15 protein-coding genes are annotated in these 18,057 nt (G+C 62.7%); 10 read left to right on the forward strand and 5 right to left on the reverse strand.

Translation table 11 applies throughout. From position 1 onward, the window contains the following. Positions 1-42 precede the first annotated feature (42 nt). The gene (gene pobA / locus L6639_RS31560) at positions 43-1,215 is read left to right on the forward strand and encodes a 4-hydroxybenzoate 3-monooxygenase (protein WP_237865391.1); all 1,173 of its coding nucleotides are present in this window, start codon (positions 43-45) and stop codon (positions 1,213-1,215) included. A gap of 734 nt (positions 1,216-1,949) precedes the next feature. On the opposite strand, the gene L6639_RS31570 is transcribed toward pobA, so the two are convergent. The 5 genes from L6639_RS31570 to L6639_RS31590 all read right to left on the reverse strand — a co-directional run bounded on the left by L6639_RS31570 (position 1,950) and on the right by L6639_RS31590 (position 8,309). Next, positions 1,950-2,966 carry a nucleotidyl transferase AbiEii/AbiGii toxin family protein gene (locus tag L6639_RS31570; RefSeq protein ID WP_237865393.1) on the reverse strand — a complete coding sequence of 339 codons (1,017 nt, stop codon included), beginning with the start codon at positions 2,964-2,966 and terminating at the stop codon, positions 1,950-1,952. Then, positions 2,959-3,555, reverse strand: coding sequence for a DUF6088 family protein (locus L6639_RS31575; RefSeq protein ID WP_237865395.1), 597 nt, complete (start codon positions 3,553-3,555; stop codon positions 2,959-2,961). The genes L6639_RS31570 and L6639_RS31575 overlap by 8 nt, the downstream gene beginning before the upstream one ends. Before the next feature lie 592 nt (positions 3,556-4,147). Continuing rightward, positions 4,148-6,298, reverse strand: coding sequence for an adenylate/guanylate cyclase domain-containing protein (locus L6639_RS31580; RefSeq protein WP_237865396.1), 2,151 nt, complete (start codon positions 6,296-6,298; stop codon positions 4,148-4,150). Positions 6,299-6,317: 19 nt separating this feature from the next. Then, positions 6,318-6,986: a hypothetical protein gene (locus L6639_RS31585; RefSeq protein WP_237865397.1), complete on the reverse strand. Its 669-nt coding sequence runs from the start codon at positions 6,984-6,986 to the stop codon at positions 6,318-6,320. A 183-nt stretch (positions 6,987-7,169) separates the two neighbouring features. Continuing rightward, the gene (locus tag L6639_RS31590; protein WP_237865398.1) at positions 7,170-8,309 is read right to left on the reverse strand and encodes an HD domain-containing phosphohydrolase; all 1,140 of its coding nucleotides are present in this window, start codon (positions 8,307-8,309) and stop codon (positions 7,170-7,172) included. Between the two features lie 275 nt (positions 8,310-8,584). Here L6639_RS31590 and L6639_RS31595 point away from each other — a divergent pair, with 275 nt between their 5' ends. From L6639_RS31595 to L6639_RS31635, 9 genes are all read left to right on the forward strand, one after another. Continuing rightward, complete coding sequence (locus tag L6639_RS31595) at positions 8,585-8,908, forward strand: STAS domain-containing protein (RefSeq protein ID WP_237865513.1); 324 nt, start codon at positions 8,585-8,587, stop codon at positions 8,906-8,908. Beyond that, positions 8,908-9,273 carry a response regulator gene (locus tag L6639_RS31600; RefSeq protein ID WP_128953545.1) on the forward strand — a complete coding sequence of 122 codons (366 nt, stop codon included), beginning with the start codon at positions 8,908-8,910 and terminating at the stop codon, positions 9,271-9,273. Before L6639_RS31595 ends, L6639_RS31600 begins: the two co-directional genes overlap by 1 nt. Continuing rightward, a complete protein-coding gene (locus L6639_RS31605) occupies positions 9,270-11,369 on the forward strand; it encodes a chemotaxis protein CheA (RefSeq protein WP_237865400.1) in 2,100 nt (699 codons plus the stop codon). Before L6639_RS31600 ends, L6639_RS31605 begins: the two co-directional genes overlap by 4 nt. Then, complete coding sequence (locus L6639_RS31610) at positions 11,369-11,830, forward strand: chemotaxis protein CheW (RefSeq protein ID WP_237865402.1); 462 nt, start codon at positions 11,369-11,371, stop codon at positions 11,828-11,830. Before L6639_RS31605 ends, L6639_RS31610 begins: the two co-directional genes overlap by 1 nt. A 37-nt stretch (positions 11,831-11,867) precedes the next feature. Beyond that, positions 11,868-13,565 (forward strand): methyl-accepting chemotaxis protein, encoded by a 1,698-nt coding sequence (locus tag L6639_RS31615; protein ID WP_237865404.1) that lies wholly within the window; start codon positions 11,868-11,870, stop codon positions 13,563-13,565. Between the two features lie 30 nt (positions 13,566-13,595). Further along, positions 13,596-14,084, forward strand: a complete 489-nt coding sequence (locus L6639_RS31620) for a chemotaxis protein CheW (RefSeq protein WP_237865406.1) — start codon at positions 13,596-13,598, stop codon at positions 14,082-14,084. 69 nt (positions 14,085-14,153) lie between these two features. Next, complete coding sequence (locus tag L6639_RS31625; protein ID WP_237865407.1) at positions 14,154-15,959, forward strand: methyl-accepting chemotaxis protein; 1,806 nt, start codon at positions 14,154-14,156, stop codon at positions 15,957-15,959. A gap of 128 nt (positions 15,960-16,087) precedes the next feature. Beyond that, positions 16,088-16,942 carry a CheR family methyltransferase gene (locus L6639_RS31630; RefSeq protein WP_237865408.1) on the forward strand — a complete coding sequence of 285 codons (855 nt, stop codon included), beginning with the start codon at positions 16,088-16,090 and terminating at the stop codon, positions 16,940-16,942. 18 nt (positions 16,943-16,960) lie between these two features. Then, a complete protein-coding gene (locus L6639_RS31635) occupies positions 16,961-18,052 on the forward strand; it encodes a protein-glutamate methylesterase/protein-glutamine glutaminase (protein WP_237865409.1) in 1,092 nt (363 codons plus the stop codon). Positions 18,053-18,057: the final 5 nt, after the last annotated feature.

Consider the following 18,057-nt stretch of genomic DNA (forward strand, 5'->3'; position numbering starts at 1 on the left):
CCTGCGAAATCTGCAAAAAAGTGCCGACGGGAGGACGTAAAAATGAAAGTTCAGGTCTGCATTATCGGCGGTGGGCCGTCCGGGTTGTTGCTGTCCCAACTCCTGCACCTGAAGGGCATCGACACCGTCGTGCTGGAGAAATACAGCCGCGACCACGTGCTGGCCCGCATCCGCGCCGGCGTGCTCGAGCACGGTTTCGCCAGGCTGATGCGCGAGGCGCAATGCGGCGAGCGGATGGACCGCGAGGGCGAGATCCACAACGGATTCGAGATCGCTCATGATGGCGTGCTCTCCCATATCGATCTGCACAAGCACTCCGGCGGCAATTCGGTGCTGGTCTATGGCCAGACCGAGCTGACGCGCGATCTCTACGAGGCGCGCGACCGGCTCGGTGGCAAGGTCGTGCACAATGCCGAGGACGTGACGCCGCACGATCTGACTTCGGACCAGCCATACGTGACCTATCGGTCGAACGGCGAGACCGTGCGCGTCGATTGCGACTACATCGTCGGCGCCGACGGATTTCACGGCGTCAGCCGCAAATCGATCCCGAAGGATGTGCTGCGCGAATATGAGAAGGTCTACCCGTTCGGCTGGCTGGGGGTGCTGTCACGCACCAAGCCGGTGTCGCCGGAGCTGATCTATGTGAAGCACGAACGCGGTTTCGCGCTGTGCTCGCTGCGCTCTCAGGTGCTGAGCCGCTATTACGTCCAGGTGCCGCTGACCGACAAGGTCGAGGATTGGTCGGACGACGCTTTCTGGGCGGAGCTGAAGCGTCGCCTGCCGGACCATGTCGCCGCACGATTGATCACCGGTCCCTCGATCGAGAAGAGCATCGCGCCGCTCCGCAGCTTCGTCGCCGAGCCGATGAGCTATGGCCGCCTGTTCCTCGCCGGCGACGCCGCGCACATCGTGCCACCGACCGGCGCGCGCGGGCTGAACAGCGCGGCGTCCGACATCTATTATCTCTACCACGCGATGCTCGCGCATTATCAGGGCGGTGACGATTCCGGGTTGAAAGGCTATTCCGCCAAGGCGCTGGCGCGGATCTGGAGGGCGCAGCGCTTCTCGTGGTGGATGACGATGATGCTGCATCGTTTCCCCGATCGCTCCGAGTATGAAGACCGGCTCCAGCAGACCGAGCTGGAGTACCTGTTCTCGTCCGAGACGGCACAGCGATTGCTCGCGGAGAACTATGTGGGGCTGCCGTTCTAGCTTTTTCCTTTGGGAGAAGCCACGGCAAGGTGTCCCACCTTACCCGCCAGTGCCTCCGTCGGCTCCTGCGGTCGGCTTTATCAAGTTGGCTCAGATCGCGTGCGACGCTCTCCTCCAACTGGGTGCGCCGCCGCTCCATCGTTCACCCGTGTGAAGTTCTTGTCTCGGTTGTTCACCGCTTTGAACTTGCTGCCGTCGATGGTGACGCTCGACGTGGCGAGCCGGCTCCATCGATGGATCGACCAGCCTCGGCTGTCCGCGTCGTCGTGGCAATAACACCTGATCTTGTGCTTCCAATCCGCTCGCTCCCCAAGCCGCATTAAAGTCAGTGCTCCTTTGAATCTTGGTCACGCAGAGGGCGCGTGATCTGATGACCTCCTGGACCTCGGACACTGGTCGGGTGAACATTCCGCTCAAAATCGGATTGCCTACAATTGGGATCTCGGTCGTCCGGCGTTGATATCGCGCGCCATGGAAAACTGCCCTTTCAGCGTCACGAGGAACTGCCCCCTCACGGATAGGTCAGGAGAGACCGAATGAAGCAGAAACGCAGCACTGAAGGTTGGCCGTGGAGTGATCCACGGGCAGGTGATGAAGACGCCGCACGAGGTGGCGGAGATGTTGCGCCTGAGGGTGTGCGGGGGGTGCGAAGCGGATTGCGCGGCAGCTGGAGCTATACGCGGAGCGGTCACTTCGGCTATGAGGGTGCAGAACCGGCCCTCAATCCGCAAGGACTAAGGGACGCCATTGGCGCGCCTCTCAAGTGCCGCGCACCGTTCCAGCAGCACATCGAATTCTTCCGGATCGTCCAGCAATAACCCGTCCTTGATCATATGCTGATAGTCTTGTTCGAGGACGAGCCGTGCCGCTCCTTCAGGAACCAGTCTCAACGAGCCGTTGACGGCCTTTTGATAGTCAATGACCTCGCCGCGACTGTCCTTCGCTGCGAAGAACCATGTTTTGTGTTCGGCCACCGCTTTGGCGAGGTCACGATCAGCAAGGGCAGCGTCTGCAATCTTGGCCTGGTCCAATCTCATTAGATCGTACCAATGGCGTGCGAATCGTTCGCCCCTTAGCTTGCCTTGCGCGCAGAAGACATGGATTGCGGTCGCCTTTTCCCAGAAAGTACGTTCTGCCTTCATAGTTTTCGGCCGCGCAGTCGGAAATTCCAGTCCTGGCAGGTATTCAGCCGCATCGCAGACCACGTTGTGAACGTCACTTGGCTCACCAGTGGACCTGGCACCGAATTCTAGCATTACCTTGGGGCCGACGTATCCGCTGCCTTGCTCGACGGGATCATAGGCGACAAAGAGCTTCTCGCCCTCGACTTTTAGGATTGCACTTAGTCGATCCTCGGCCAAACGCTGCTCGATTGTTGGCAAGGCATGCTCGTTGACCCAGACCGGGAGGCGCTCGTAGACGCGTTCTGTCCAGCGTTTGCCTTGGCTGCGATTTTGCGGCACCGGGTTGCTGTCAGTTGGATTCACGAGGTCGGGGGCCAGCGCGCGAATGTCATAGGTAAGATCGACGTCTTCGGAGAAGCGTCGAATCGCGCCATAGACCTTTGAGAGCGAGGTTCCTCCCTTAAATACGAGATGCTCGCCTAATGGGGAAGTAAAGAGTGCATTCAAGCACCAGACGACCCAGACATCCTTTTCGAGCAGATGCGCGGGGCGTCCCGAGTTTGATGATGCGACGCCAAGCGCATCTTGGCGCTCGGCGTCGCTGAGCTTTAAGAATTGATCAGGCATGGAGGACCAACTCACTCACCGGCTTGGCAAGCCAGGTCGGAAGCGATCCCGCCGCTGACTTAAGTTCGCGAATTTCCTCTGAAGTCAGCTTTTGGCTTACAGAACGCAAGGCTTGCTTCGCCGCGTTTGGACCGACCCAAGCAAGCGCCCGAACGACGGTCCCTGCAGGCCGATAGGCCAAGGTGAGCTGCCACCGCGGCGCATGTCGGAACTCGACAACCTGCTTTCCCAGGCGAAACTCGCGTGAGGGACCAGAGGTCAGATACACCTGACGAACTGGCACCTGCGTTGTCAAACCGAGCTGGTTTGCAGCCGCCGCACCACTGGAGACGATGATTTCGCCACTTCGAGCCTGAGCTTCCTCCACGACTTTTTTCACCGCTGGAGCTCTCTCCCCAAAACGGCTTTCGACCGGACGCAGATAGGTACCTCGCCTGGCACGCAACAGCTTTCCTCGTCTGGCAAGACGTGACAGGGCCTGATCGACAGCGGCTCGATTTCCAAGGTGCAAAAGCGCCTTGGCTGAGATCGGAACGCCTTCGGATAGCCCGTTGGTTTCTTCCAAAATCTGAATACTGAGGCTCTTCATGCCATCCTCCTGTCAGAAACATAATATAATATCTGACACTTCGCAAGACCGGATGCAAAAGCGCTCGCCTCAAATAGGACCGATTCGTACCTATGTAGTCTGTGCAGGAACCGCCGTATTCTGGCGCTCATCTCGGGGGCAAATTTCCGCCCACTTGGACGAGGCCAGTAAGTCCTACCCCCGAGGTGACCGACTCCTGGGGAGGACAGCGCCCGTTCGTAGCGACACCTGTAGCGATACGGGGTTTACGATATGGCTAGTAAGATAGGTTGCGAATTACGCGGTTTCAGCATCCGGCGATTCATCGGGATTGACTCCGCCGTTCAGGCGTTCGATCTGGACGATATCGCTATAATACCCGTACTCAGCCTCGTCCTCGGGGGATCTCCATCCCCCCAGCAGCCCCGAATCGCCTGCTCCGCTGCAAACGGCTTCTTTTCACTCATGAAATCCTCGTGCTCCTCTAAATGCTATCCGGCCCATTCGGCCCTCGATCCCAGCTAGATGCAACGCAGAGAGGCAAAAAATTAACATATTTTTTCTGCCCCTTATTCCCACCTTGCGGGAGAAGGGTGGCGCCTGGTTCGCGGCCCTACTTCCCTTCAAGCGTATTCACCGGGGTCCAGTCGGCCGGCGGCGGATGGGCCGCTAGGGTCGCCGCGCGCTTGGCAAAATACCGGCATGGCGGATCATCGCCAGCGGCGCTTTCGAACAGCTTGGCCGCTTTGGCGAAATCACGCGCACGCCAGCACGCAAGCGCCTTCGCATAAGTCGCCGTGCGTACGCCTTGCTCCTGCGTCTCCTTGCTCTTCTCGGCGAGCGGCTCGTACACCCTGATCGGCTCGTCGCGTCCCTGCACCCGGACCAGGTCCAGCTCACGCCAGGTATAGGCGCTGCGGCTCTGGTTCACGGTAGCCTCGGACGCCATGATCACGGTGCCATAATATTTGTTGGCGCCTTCGAGCCGCGAAGCCAGGTTCACCGTGTCGCTCATGACGGTGTAGTTGAAGCGCCGGCGAGAGCCGATGTTGCCGACTACGGCTTCGCCGCTGTTCAGCCCCATGCGGTGAGCAAGGCCGCGTCCCCGGAACGCGGGATGGCTGGCGTTGAGCTCCTGGAGGCGATCGCGACATCGCAGCGCGGCCGCGACAGCGTGCCGGGCATGGTCGGGATCGTCGGCCGGCGCGCCAAATATCGCGACGATGGAATCGCCGATATATTTGTCGACATAGCCGCCATGGCTTTCGATGATGTCGGTCATCGCCGACAGATAGTCGTTCATCAATGCGACCAGCTCGCCCGGCGTCATCTTCTCGGCAATCGAAGAGAAGCCTGCCAGGTCCGAGAAAAACATGGTGACGTCACGCATTTCGCCGCCGAGCGCAGGCATCTTGCCGGACGTAACCATGCTGTCGATCACCTCGGGCGCAAGGTAGAAGGCAAAGCTCTTGCGCAGGAAGCGCTCCTCACGGTCGGCGATCACGAAGCGGTAGCCGATCATCATCGCGATGGCGGTCAGGCCTGCGAGCACCGGCTCGGTCAGGGGGAGCGCAAATGCGTGGACGAAGGCGCCGACGGCGACGGCCGTGTAGGCGGCGGACAGCGCCAGCCAGGCGATCAGGGCGCGGCCCGGCGCCAGCATGCAGGCGGCGCAAGCCAGGATCGCTGCGAAGATGATCGCCAGGAGCGAGCGCTGCGCGAAGCCGAGCTCGGTGACGGCATCATGCTCGATCAGGTTTCGCACGACCGTGGCATGGACGAAGACGCCGGCGATCCCGCTGCGGGCCATTTGCTCGGCATTCGCAGGCGCTGGCAAGGCACATCGCGATCCCCGTGTTCCGTCATAATCGCGGGCCAGGCGCATCGAGGTGAGCTTGCGGTCATCGAAGGTGAGGATGCTGCCCAGCAGCACGACCTTGCCGTCGAAGGCGCGGCGGAAGAAGTCCATGTCTCCCTTCTCGACGCAGGCGCGCAAATCGGCGAAGGAATAGGCCGGAATGTCGCGGCCCATGCCGCGAAAGTTGAGCGTCATCGTATTGGGAATTGCGCTCGGAATCGCGTAGCCCGACAAATTCGTCGCGCCACTTGCCCCGGTCTCCGGCTTTGCACCCAGCGCGCGCGAGGCGAGTTCGACGGCCATGGCAGGCACTTGCTGGCCGGCGATGGAAAAGCTCAGCGGCATCCGACGGATCACGTCATCGGGGTCGGTGTAGACATTGAGGGCGCGAACATTGTTCTTCACCGCAAGCCGCTGGGCCGGGAAGGGCGACTCGGGATGGTCGTTGCTGAGGACCTCCCCGAGCACCAGCTTGCCGCTGTCGGACAGCTTGCGCAGCGCGATCAGATAGTCGCGGTCAAATCCTTTCAGGCGCGCACCGACCGGAGCGTCGCCAAAGGGAATGTCCGATTGCTCGATCGAATTCTTGAAGATCACATCGTAGCCGATGACTTTGGCGCCGCCCTCGGTGATGCTGCCGAGCACCCGGCCGACCTCACGCGTCCAGGTCTGCGTCGGGGATCCCTTGAAAGGCGGGGTGTCGTAGGTCTCCCCGTCAATGGCCACGACGACGACCGGCGATGCCGCGGGATCGCGGCTGTCGCCGACCAGCGTCCAGCGCAACGCCGTGAGAATGTCGAGTGAGAGCCCCTTCAGCGCCTGGAGCGGTGGCGAGGTGAACGCCGCGCCCGTGACGAGCGCGATCACGATCGCTGCAACGATGTCCCGCCTGCCGATCCGCCGCATCGTTGCTGTCGCTATCGGTCTATTCGAGCCTCAGCAGACGCCCGATGATCGGCGTCGGTGACGCGGTGGCGCTGGCATCGACCTGGAAAGTGTAGCGCTTGTTGCCGAGTTTCGCGAGATAGCTGCCGCCCGGCGTCAGCGACTTTCCGGCCTTCGAGAGGTCGAAGAATTTTCCGGCGACCATGATGTTGCCCTTGAGCGGCAGGCTGATCTCGGGCTCCTTGCCGTCGGTGCGTTCGATCACCAGCGTGCTGCCGCTCTTGGCCTGGATCATCGGCGCGGTGCCGTAGATGGTCGGCAGCTTCGCCGGCGCGCGATTGGCGTCCGCTCGCATGGTGCGAAACGTGGTCGCCGCGCTCTGGTTCGCCTCGCGCTCGGAGAGCTGCACGGCGTTGGCATCGCACGGCACCTTGACGCGTTGGACATTGCCGAGTTGCACCGTGCTCTGCTCGGCGCCGACCAGCACTACGCCTTCGGTGATGGTCTCGCGCAGGCAGGATTTCAGATAGCTGAGCGTGACGCCGGCCTTGGGGCCGAGCTTGATGATCTTGCCCGGCGCCACGTAGTCCATGAATTCGATGCCGTCGACCTTGCCCTGGACGTCCTCGACGATCGCGGCCGGCGTCTCGGCGACAGCAGGGGCGGCGAGGCAAAATGCGCCGAAGAGCGCGCCGATCAGGGTTCTCATGACTGTCTCTTCCAGTTCGAACGGTGTGTGCTGACCCACGTCCCGGCGCGACCCTAGCAGGGGATGGCCCCGAGCCAAGTGTGATCAGAATCACACTTGGTTGGTGCAGCCTAGCAGGAACGGGTTCAAGCCTGTGATGACAGAAAACGGCGCCGCCGCAAACCGTGACCTGTGGACGGGATATCAGACCGCCGTAGCGGCGTCGGCCGCGCGGTCCTGCGCCGGATGGCTCCCGGTCACTCCTAATACAAAGGGTGAGAGGGCGGTCTCGGATTTCTGCAACGGCAGCGTCGTCTGCCCGGTGGCAATCCCAACCACTCCATCCCAGCGCGACAGGAAAGCCTCGACACAGGCCGGGTCGAACTGCCGCCCCGAGTTCTGGACCAGATAGTCGCGCGCGACGTCCAGCGGCATTGGCTCTTTATAGGGGCGCCGCGTGGTCAGGGCGTCAAAAACGTCGGCGACCGCAACCACGCGCGCCGGGACCGGGATCTCATCTTCCTTCAGGCCGTTTGGATAGCCGGCGCCGTCCCAGCGCTCGTGATGGCCTGCGGCAATTTGTGCGCCGAGCTGGATCAACTCGCAGCTGGAGTCGGCCAGGATCTTCTCGCCGATCGTGGCATGGGTGCGGATGACCGCCATCTCCTCGTCGGTCAGCCTGCCGGGCTTGAGCAGGATGTTGTCGGGAATCGCGACCTTGCCGACGTCGTGCAGGGGAGCCGCGAGATAGATGTCCCGGCAGAGCCGGGCCGGGAGGCCCAGCTGCTCGGCGATGATGCGGCTGTAGCGGGCGACCCGCAGCGCGTGCTCGCCGGTATCGTTGTCGCGATACTCGACTGCGAGCGCGAGCCGCAGGATGATCTCTTCCTCGCGCTCGCCGAGCTTGCGCGTTGCGGCCGCGACTTCGCTCGCCAGATGTGCAGCGCGATCGTTGAGCTTGCGTACGGCTGCACCAAGCTGAATCAAATTCCGCAGACGCACGGTCATCTCGACGCTTTGCGGTGCCTTCGGCAGGAAATCGGTTGCACCCGCCTGCAGCGCTTCCATCTTGACGTCGTCGGTCTGCCGCGACGTAATCATCGCGATCGGGATGTCGGCGCAGCCCGGCAGCGTGCGAAGCGCGCGGATGAAGCTGATGCCGTCCATGTGCGGCATCTCGTAGTCGACCAGCACGAGATCGAATGCGCGTTCGCGCGCGCAAGCCAGCGCTTCGACGGGATCGAGGAAGGTTGTGGCCTCGACGAGGCCTTCCGCTTCGATATGACGTTTCAGAAAATTGAGGACAGAGCGGCTGTCATCAACCAGAAGCGCTTGGGTCAGCATCGGCGGCCGGACTCGTTCGCATGGCGAAGCACGGCCTCAACGAATAGCCCCCGCGATTTAACGTGAAGCAAACATACGAGCTGCCTCGCCCCTGCGCGCAACGCATGAAATTTGTGCGGTGATGCACGCTTGCATGCATACGCGAGATTCTCCGGATTGTGACCCGTAGTTGTACGGGTCACTCTGTTAGGGGTTTGCATACTCTCCGACGCAGATATTCACCATGCGGGATTCGCGCCATGCGTGCAGTGAATCCTGAGGAAATTGGGGGACGAATGTCGTCTGATGCGACCGAGTCGAAGTGGTCCCTGCGGCTGCCCGCCGATTGCAGCATTGCTGCCATCCGCAGCGTTTATGACTTGATCCGCGAAGCGTTCGGTCGGCAGGACCGGCTCGAGATCGACTGCTCCAGCGTCGACAAGGCTGACGTGACCTCGATCCAGCTTCTGCTGTCGGCCGCCAAGACCGGCGATGCTCAAGGCCGCCCGGTGGTCCTGACTTCCTTTTCCCAATCTCTGCGCAACACCCTTCGCCGCGCCGGCTTCGCCAGTGAAGCGATGATCGATCAGCACTTCCCGCAAAAGAAAGATGGCGTCTAATGGCCACGATTCTCACGGTCGACGACTCTCCCAGCATCCGGCAGATGATCAAGGTCGTGCTCGAGCCGGCGGGTCACAACGTGATCGAGGCCGGTGACGGCGCGCAAGGCCTCGCCAAGGCACAGGCCGGCAAGCTCGACCTCGTCATCACCGACCTCAACATGCCCGTCATGAACGGGCTGGAGCTGATCAAGGCGCTACGCAAGCTGCCGAGCGCGGTGGGCATGCCCATCGTGTTCCTGACCACCGAATCCAATGACACGGTGAAGCAGGAGGCCAAGAGCGCCGGCGCGACGGGATGGATCACCAAGCCGTTCAAGCCTGAGCAGCTGCTCGCCGTCGTCGCAAAACTGGTGCGCGCATGAGCGCGGTGGACCCGACCGAGGTCTTCCGCCAGGAAGCCAGCGAGCTGTTCGAGGTCCTGGAAGGGGCCCTGCTCGACCTTGGCCAGCGTCCCGACGACCGCGAGCTGGTCGATTCCGCCTTCCGCGCCCTGCACACGATCAAGGGGTCGGGTGCGATGTTCGGCTTCGACAAGGTCGCTTCCTTCACCCACGAATTCGAGACCGCATTCGATCGCGTCCGCAAGGGCGAGATTAAGCCGACCCAGGAGCTGATCTCGGTCGCGCTCGCCGCGAAGGATTATATCCGCGCGCTGATCGAGGATCCGCAGTCGACCGACGACATCATCGGCGAAGCCATCCTCGACGATCTCAAGCGCTTCGTGTCGTCGGATCAGCCTGCCGCTGCGGTCGCCGAGATCGTTGAAGCGCCGCCGCTCGCGCCCGTCGAGAGCAAGCAGGCCGGCTGGCATCTCTATCTGGAATTCGAATCCCACATCCTGCGTAACGGATCGAATCCGCTCGATCTCTTGGAAGATCTCTGCAAGCTCGGTCCCTGCTTTGTGGTTCCCGTGACCGACGGCATTCCTTTCCTCGACGAGATGGAGCCGGAAGACTGCTATCTCAAATGGGACGTCAAGCTGCACGCGGCTTGCGACAAGGCTGCGATCGACGACGTCTTCATGTTCGTCTCTGACGAGATGAAGCTGACGCTCTTGCCGCTGGAGCACGTCGAAGCGCCCGCGCCAGCGCCGCTGTTCCAGCTGCTCGACGACGAGCCCGCTCCGGCCGTCGAGATGCCTGCACCGGTGGTTGAGGCTGTCGCCGCGCAGGTCGCCGTTGAGCCTGCCGCAAAGGCGGGGCCGAAACCGGTGGCAAAGCCTGAAGCGAAACTCGAATCCAAGCCGGAACCGAAGGCTGAAGCCAAGCGCGACGATCGCGGCATCGCCACGGTCCGCGTCCAGGCCGAGCGCCTCGACGAACTGATGGATCGCGTCGGCGAGCTCGTCATCGCCCAGGCGCGGCTGACCCAGCTCGCGGCCTCCGGTTCCGATCTCTCGATCAAGATGATCGCCGAGGAGATCGAGCGTCTTGCCTCGTCGCTGCGCGATACCACGATGGGCGCGCGCATGGTGCCGATCGGCTCGCTGTTCGGCCGCTTCCGCCGCCTCATCCACGATCTTTCGCGCGATCTGTCGAAGCCGGTCGAGTTCGTCACGACGGGCGAGGACACCGAGCTCGACAAGACCATGATCGAGTGCCTGGCCGATCCGCTGGTGCACCTGATCCGCAACGCCATCGACCACGGTATCGAGGACACTGCGACGCGCGCTGCCAACGGCAAGACCGAGCAGGGCCGCATCGAGCTCGCGGCCGTGCATTCCGGTGCACAGGTCCTTGTCACGGTGAAGGACAACGGCGGCGGCCTCAACACCGCGCGCATCCGCGCCAAGGCCGAAGAGCAGGGCCTGATCGCCGCCGGCGCCGTGCTCTCCGATCACGAGATCCACCAGTTCCTGTTCCATCCGGGCTTCTCGACCGCGCAGACCATCTCGGCGCTGTCAGGTCGCGGCGTCGGCATGGACGTCGTCAAGCGCACCATCGAGAACATGCGCGGCTCGATCGACCTGTCGACGCGGCCGGGCCAGGGCACCACGGTGACGCTCCGCCTGCCGCTGACGCTCGCGATCATCGAAGGCCTTTTGATCCGTGTCGGCGAAGGTCGCTACATCATTCCGCTGTCGGCGGTGGAGGAATGCATCGAGCTGACAACCGAGGACGAGCGCTCGCGCGGTCGCAACTTCCTCAATGTGCGCGGCAATCTGGTGCCCTTCCTGCGCCTGCGCGAGATCATGTCGTCGACTGGTACGCCCGATCGACACCAGAAGACGATCATCATCTCGACCGGTGAGACTCATGTCGGCCTCGTCGCCGACCAGATCATCGGCAACCACCAGACCGTCATCAAGTCGCTCTCCAAGCTGCATTCTGACGTCACCATCTTCTCCGGTGCGACCATCCTGGGTGACGGCACGGCGGCGCTGATCCTCGATGTCGCGCAGCTCGTCACGCTGGCGCAGTCGAAGGTCGAGAAGCAGCATATCAGCGAGGCGGCGTGATGACCGACGGACAGGCAGCCGAACACCAGTCAGGCGCGATGCAGGTCGTCATGATCGGCCTCGGCGAGGAGAAATTCGCGCTCGACGCCGGCCTTGTGCGCGAGATCATCGACCCCGTGCCCGTGACCAAGGTGGCCGGCGCGCGGGCTTTCGTTCCCAGCGTGATCAACGTGCGCGGCAACGTCATTCCGCTTGCGGATTTGCGCATCCGTTTTGGCATGCCCCAGCTCGACGATTCCGCTGATACGCGCATCGTCGTCATCGAGCTCGATCTCGACGGTGAGCCTGTTCTCGTCGGCGTCACCGCCGACAAGGTCTACGAAGTCACGGAGATCTCGCAGACCGACGTGCAGCAGACGCCGCGCGTCGGCATGCACTGGAAGCCTGAGTTCATTCGCTTCATTGCGAAATGGCGTGAAGAGTTCGTCATCGTTCCGAACATGGAACGCATTCTGAATTGAAAGGGTCTCGGGGCGAGACCGGGTTTAAGGGGCTGATATGAGATTTACGGTCAAGGCAAAGCTTGCCAGCGCGTTCGGCCTGGTTATCGTCCTGTCAATGGTTGCCGGCAGCGTGGCCTACATGAAGCTCGGCGACATGATGGCGACCGCCGACAGTATGGTCCTGCGCGCCAAGCGAATGGAGAAGGCGACCGAAGTCGAGAAGAATATTCTCATTCAGCTTCGCGCGGAAAAGAACGCCATTATCGGCGACGAGAAAGAGGTCGAGATGGCCGCTGCCGACGCGGCAAAGCGTCGCGAGGTCGCCTTGAAGACCAAGGACGAAGTCTACGCGCTGGCGAGCGAGGCCGGCAAGAAGCTGCTCGACGCCTTTGCCGTGACTTACGCCAAGATGAATGCCTATCAGGAAGAGACGATCCGGATCGCTAAGACCGACAAGGCCCAGGCCGCCGAGCGCTCCACCAATGAGGGCCGCAAGATCGTGAACGAAGCGCTCGAGTCGATGGGCGCCTATGTCGAGAACACCAAGAAGCAGATGGCCGAACAGGCCGTCGATTCGAAGGAGGAGGGATATCGGGCGCAGTTGATGCTGATGACTCTTCTGGGCGTCTCGCTGTTGGTAGCGATCGGTGCCGCCTTGTGGATTTCGATCTCGATCAGCCGGTCGCTTGGCCGCGCGGTCGGCCTTGCCGGCGCCGTGGCTCAGGGGGATCTCAACCAGACGATTCCGTCGGCGAGCAACGACGAGATCGGCGATCTTGTCAGATCGCTGAACGCCATGGTCGGAAAGCTCCGGCAGATCGTCCAGGAGGCGCTCACCGCCGCCCAGAACGTCTCCGCCGGCAGCCAGGAGCTTTCCGCAAGCGCCGAGCAGCTCTCGCAGGGCGCGACCGAGCAGGCCTCGTCTGCCGAGGAGGCGTCCTCCTCGATGGAGGAGATGGCTTCGAATGTGAAGCAGAACGCCGACAACGCCAACCAGACCGAGAAGATCGCTGCGCAGTCGGCCAAGGACGCCGAGGCCAGCGGCGTTGCCGTCGGCCGAGCCGTCGAAGCGATGCAGACCATCGCCGAGAAGATCACCATCGTGCAGGAGATTGCGCGCCAGACCGATCTGCTCGCCCTCAACGCCGCGGTCGAGGCCGCGCGCGCCGGCGAGCATGGCAAGGGCTTTGCGGTGGTCGCCTCCGAAGTGCGCAAGCTTGCCGAGCGTAGCCAGGCCGCCGCGGCCGATATCGGCACGTTGTCAAGTGAGACCGTGAAGGTCGCGCAGGAAGCCGGCTCCATGCTGTCGAAGCTCGTGCCCGACATCAAGAAGACCGCCGAGCTGGTGCAGGAAATCACCGCCGCCTGCCGCGAGCAGGACGTCGGCTCCTCCCAGATCAACCAGGCGATCCAGCAGCTCGACAAGGTCGGCCAGCAGAACGCCAGCGCTTCCGAGCAGGTCTCATCCACCTCGGAAGAGCTGGCCTCGCAGGCCGAGCAGCTGCAATCGACCATCTCGTTCTTCCGCATCGAGCAGGCCGGACGTGGCGAGAGCGCCGCGGCCGCGCCGATCGACCGTGCCGTCACCCAGCTCCGCAGCAAGGCAGGGCAGATGCGGGCGGCCGAACGCGGTGCCAAGAAGCCTGTGCCCGCTCGCAAGCCGGCGCGCGCGATGAAGGTCGCCGGTGGTGGCGGTTTCGCTTTCGACATGAACGACGGCGAAGACGATCGCGACGCCGAGTTCCAGCGCTGACAACAACAACCATCTGACCCGGACTTAAGCATGGCCGCAACCTCGCAATATCTGACGCTCGGGCTCGCCGGCGAGACGTTCGGCATCAGCATCCGCAACGTGCGGGAAATCCTGGACATGCGGCCGATCTCGCGTCTGCCGCATGCGCCGAACTTCCTGCTCGGCATGATCGACGTGCGCGGCGCTGGTTATCCGATCGTCGATCTCCGGACCAAGCTCGGGCTGCCGGCCGTGGCGGCCACCGAGGCGACCCGCATCATCATCCTCGACGTGCCGATGAAAGACCGCCTCGTCGGCGTCGGCTTCGTGGCCGACTGCGTGTTCGAGGTCACCGATATCGACGAGCAGGCGATCGAGCCGATCCCCGAGGTGGGGGGCAAATGGCAGTCGGATTACGCCGCCGGCATCGGCCGCAAGGGCGAGAAATTCGTCGTGATCTTCGATCTGGCCAGGTTGATGGCCGCAGACGAGATTCCGGAAGGAAGAGCCACGCAGTTGGATGCATCCTGTGCGGCCTGAATTCGTAATTTGTAGCGCGGGATCGGGCGTAAGCAATTCAATTCAACAATTCGAAGACCGGGGCTAATCATGAGATTTACCGTCAAAGCGAAGCTTGCGAGCGCATTCGGCGTCGTCATTCTGTTGTCGATGATTGCCGGCGGCGTCGCCTATCTGAAGCTCAACGACACCGTTGGGACCACCGAACACCTGTCGGCACGGGCAGCGCGCCTCGCCAAGGTGGCGGAGTTGCAGGAAAATGCGCTGCTTCAGGTGCGCGCCGAGAAGAATGCGATCCTCGCGCCGACCGAAGCGGATCAGGACAAGTTCGTCAGTCTCATCGCCGAGGCGCGCGAGCGCGTGGCGGCGATCAAGAACGAAGCCTATGTCGGTGCGAGCGAAGAGGGCAAGAAGCTGCTCGACAAGTTCGGAGCCGCCTATGTCAGCGCCAATGCGGTGCAGGACCAGACGTTGAAACTGGCCAAGCAGGATAAGGTCAAGGCGGCCGAGAATTCGATGACCGAAGGGCTCAAGGCCATGACGCCCGCGCTCAATGCCGCGAAGGAGTATATCGACTACGTCAAGAAGATGATGGCGGCGGAGAGCGAGCAGGCCAGGGTCGAAGGCAGTCGTGCCGAGATCATGCTGATCAGCCTGATCCTCGCCTCGCTCGTGATCGGCGCGATAGCCGCGACCTGGATCGCGATCGGCATCAGCCGTGCCCTTGCCAGCGCAGTCGGACTGGCTGACGCGGTTGCCATCGGCGATCTCAGCAAGAAGATCGACGTCTCCAGCAACGACGAAATCGGCGATCTCATCGCTTCGCTGAACGCGATGACCAAGAACCTGAACGCGACCGCGGCCGTCGCCAACGAGATCGCGCAGGGCAATCTCACCGTCGAGGCGAAACCTCTGTCGGACAAAGACACCCTCGGCCTCGCGCTCGAACGTATGGTCCAAAAGCTCCGCCAGATCGTGTCGGAAGCTCTCACCGCGGCGCAGAATGTCTCCGCCGGAAGCCAGGAGCTTTCGGCCAGCGCCGAGCAGCTGTCACAAGGCGCAACCGAGCAGGCCTCGTCGGCCGAGGAAGCATCTTCCTCGATGGAGGAGATGGCATCGAACGTGAAGCAGAACGCCGACAACGCCAACCAGACCGAGAAGATTGCAGCGCAGTCGGCCAAGGACGCCGAAGCCAGCGGTGCTGCGGTCGGCCGCGCGGTCAATGCGATGCAGACCATCGCCGAAAAGATCACCATTGTGCAGGAGATCGCGCGCCAGACCGACCTGCTCGCGCTGAACGCCGCGGTCGAAGCCGCGCGCGCCGGCGAGCACGGCAAGGGCTTTGCGGTGGTCGCGTCCGAAGTCCGAAAGCTCGCCGAGCGCAGCCAGGCGGCCGCCGCCGAGATCGGCACGCTGTCGGCCGACACCGTCAAGGTCGCGCAGGAAGCAGGTTCCATGCTGTCCAAGCTCGTTCCTGACATCAAGAAGACGGCGGAGCTGGTCGAGGAAATCACCGCCGCGTGCCGTGAGCAGGACGTCGGCTCGGCGCAAATCAACCAGGCGATCCAGCAGCTCGACAAGGTCGGCCAGCAGAATGCCAGCGCCTCCGAGCAGGTGTCGTCCACCTCGGAAGAGCTGGCTTCGCAGGCCGAGCAGCTGCAGTCGACAATCGCCTATTTCCGCATCGAGCATGGCAGCAAGAGCCAGGCGCTGGCGCCGATCGATCGGGCCGTCACCCAGCTCCGCGCCAAGGCTGCGACCATGGCAGCGGTCGAGCATCCCGCCCGGAAGCCGCAGGCAAGGCCTGCGCGCGCGGTGAAGGCCGCGGGCGGCGGCGGTTTTGCCTTCGACATGCACGACGGCGAGGATGATCGGGACGCTGATTTTCAGCGCTAAGGATTTTGGGGGCGGGTCCACCCTGGAGGTGGGCCTGCCTTCTTTCGTTGTAAACGCGTAGGATTCCAGATGGCCCTGATGGCCCGATATCAATTGCATGCGGGCCTTCGAGGCCGGGGCGGGCGGCCGTGATGCCCGCCTTGCAGGATACGGCTGTGCATCTGTCGGATCGCCATTTCCGCACCATCGCCGAGTTGATCGAGGGCCAGGTCGGCATCAAGCTGCCGCAGGGCAAGCGACTGATGCTGGAGGGGCGCCTGCACAAGCGTGTGCGCGCCCTGAACTTCACCGACCTCAACGAATATGTCGAGAACCTGTTTGAAGCCGATCACTTCGACACCGAGCTCACCCATCTGATCGATGTGGTGACCACCAACAAGACCGACTTCTTTCGCGAGCCGCAGCATTTCACCTTCATGCGGGAGATCGCCATCCCTGCGCTGCTCAAGTCGCACGGCCGCAAGAATGCGAATCTGAAAGTCTGGAGCTCGGCGAGCTCGACCGGCATGGAAGCCTATACGGTCGCCATGGTGCTGGACGACATGACGCGAACCGGATCGCGGTTTCAGTATCGCATCCTGGGAACCGACATCTCGACCGCCGTGCTGCGCCTCGCCAAGACTGCGATCTACACCCGCGACGTGCTGGCGCCGGTGCCCGAACCGTTCGTGAAGCGGTATTTCCTGTCCTCACGCGACAAGTCGCGCGGCGAAGTGCGGGTGGCGCCGGAACTACGACGCATGACGCATTTCATGCGGATGAACCTGATGGATCAGTCCTATCCCGTCGACCGCGACGTCGACATGATTTTCTGCCGCAATGTGCTGATCTATTTCGACAAGCCGACGCAGCGGAAGGTCGTCGAGCAGCTTTGCAGTCATTTGCGGCCCGGCGGGTATTTGCTGGTCGGACATTCCGAGTCGATGGTCCACAGTGCTGTTCCGGGCCTGAAGCAGGTTCAGCCGACCATTTTCCAGGTTTGATCGGGAGCACTTTGCAACATGCCGAGGGAGAAAGTTCGCGTACTGATCGTGGATGATTCGGCGTCGGTGCGCCAAATCCTTCAGACGATCCTCAACGACGACCCCGATATCGAGGTGATGGCGACGGCGTCCGATCCGTTCGTGGCGGCAAAGCGCCTCCAGGACGAAATCCCCGATGTCATGATCCTCGATCTCGAGATGCCGCGCATGGACGGCATGACGTTCCTGCGCAAGATCATGGCGCAGCGTCCGATCCCCGTGATCATCTGCTCCTCGCTGACCGAGGAAGGCTCGCACGTGATCTTCGAGGCGTTCGAGGCCGGCGCCGTCGATATCGTGCCTAAGCCGAAGATCGACACGCGTCAGGCGTTGCTCGAGTGTTCGACGCGCTTGCGGGAGTCGGTGAAGTCGGCGGCGCGTGCGCGCGTGCGGCCGCGCACGGAGCGGCGGGTGATCGAGAAGAAGCTCACGGCTGACGCCATCATCCCTCCGCCGGTGCAGGGCAAGGTTCGGCCGACGACCGAACGCATCGTCTGCATCGGTGCCTCGACGGGCGGAACCGAAGCGCTCAACGACGTGCTTGAGATGTTGCCGGCGAACTGTCCTCCGATTCTTGTCGTCCAGCACATGCCGGCGGGCTTCACTGCCGCGTTCGCCAAGCGCCTCGACAGCATCTGCCAGATCCGCGTCAAGGAGGCGGAGGATCGCGAGCCGGTCTTGCCTGGCTGCGCCTATATTGCTCCGGGCGCCCGCCACATGCTGCTCCAGCGCATCGGCCTGCGCTACCAGGTCGCGATCAAGGACGGGCCGCCGGTGTCGCGGCATCGCCCCTCGGTCGACGTGTTGTTTCGCTCGGCGGCCCAGCATGCCGGCGCCAACGCGCTCGGCGTCATCATGACCGGCATGGGTGACGACGGCGCGCGCGGCATGCTGGAGATGCGCAAGCTCGGCGCCTCGACACGGGCGCAGGATGAAGAAAGCTGCGTGGTGTTCGGCATGCCCAAGGAAGCCATCGCTCACGGCGGTGTCGAGAAAGTGGTCTCACTGAACCATATCCCGCGCGAGATCATGCAGTGGTATCAGGCCGGACACCCAGCGGTGGCGGGTTGATCGCG

Origin of the sequence: Bradyrhizobium zhengyangense (genome assembly GCF_022012555.1) — a bacterium.
GTDB classification, from domain to species: domain Bacteria; phylum Pseudomonadota; class Alphaproteobacteria; order Rhizobiales; family Xanthobacteraceae; genus Bradyrhizobium; species Bradyrhizobium zhengyangense.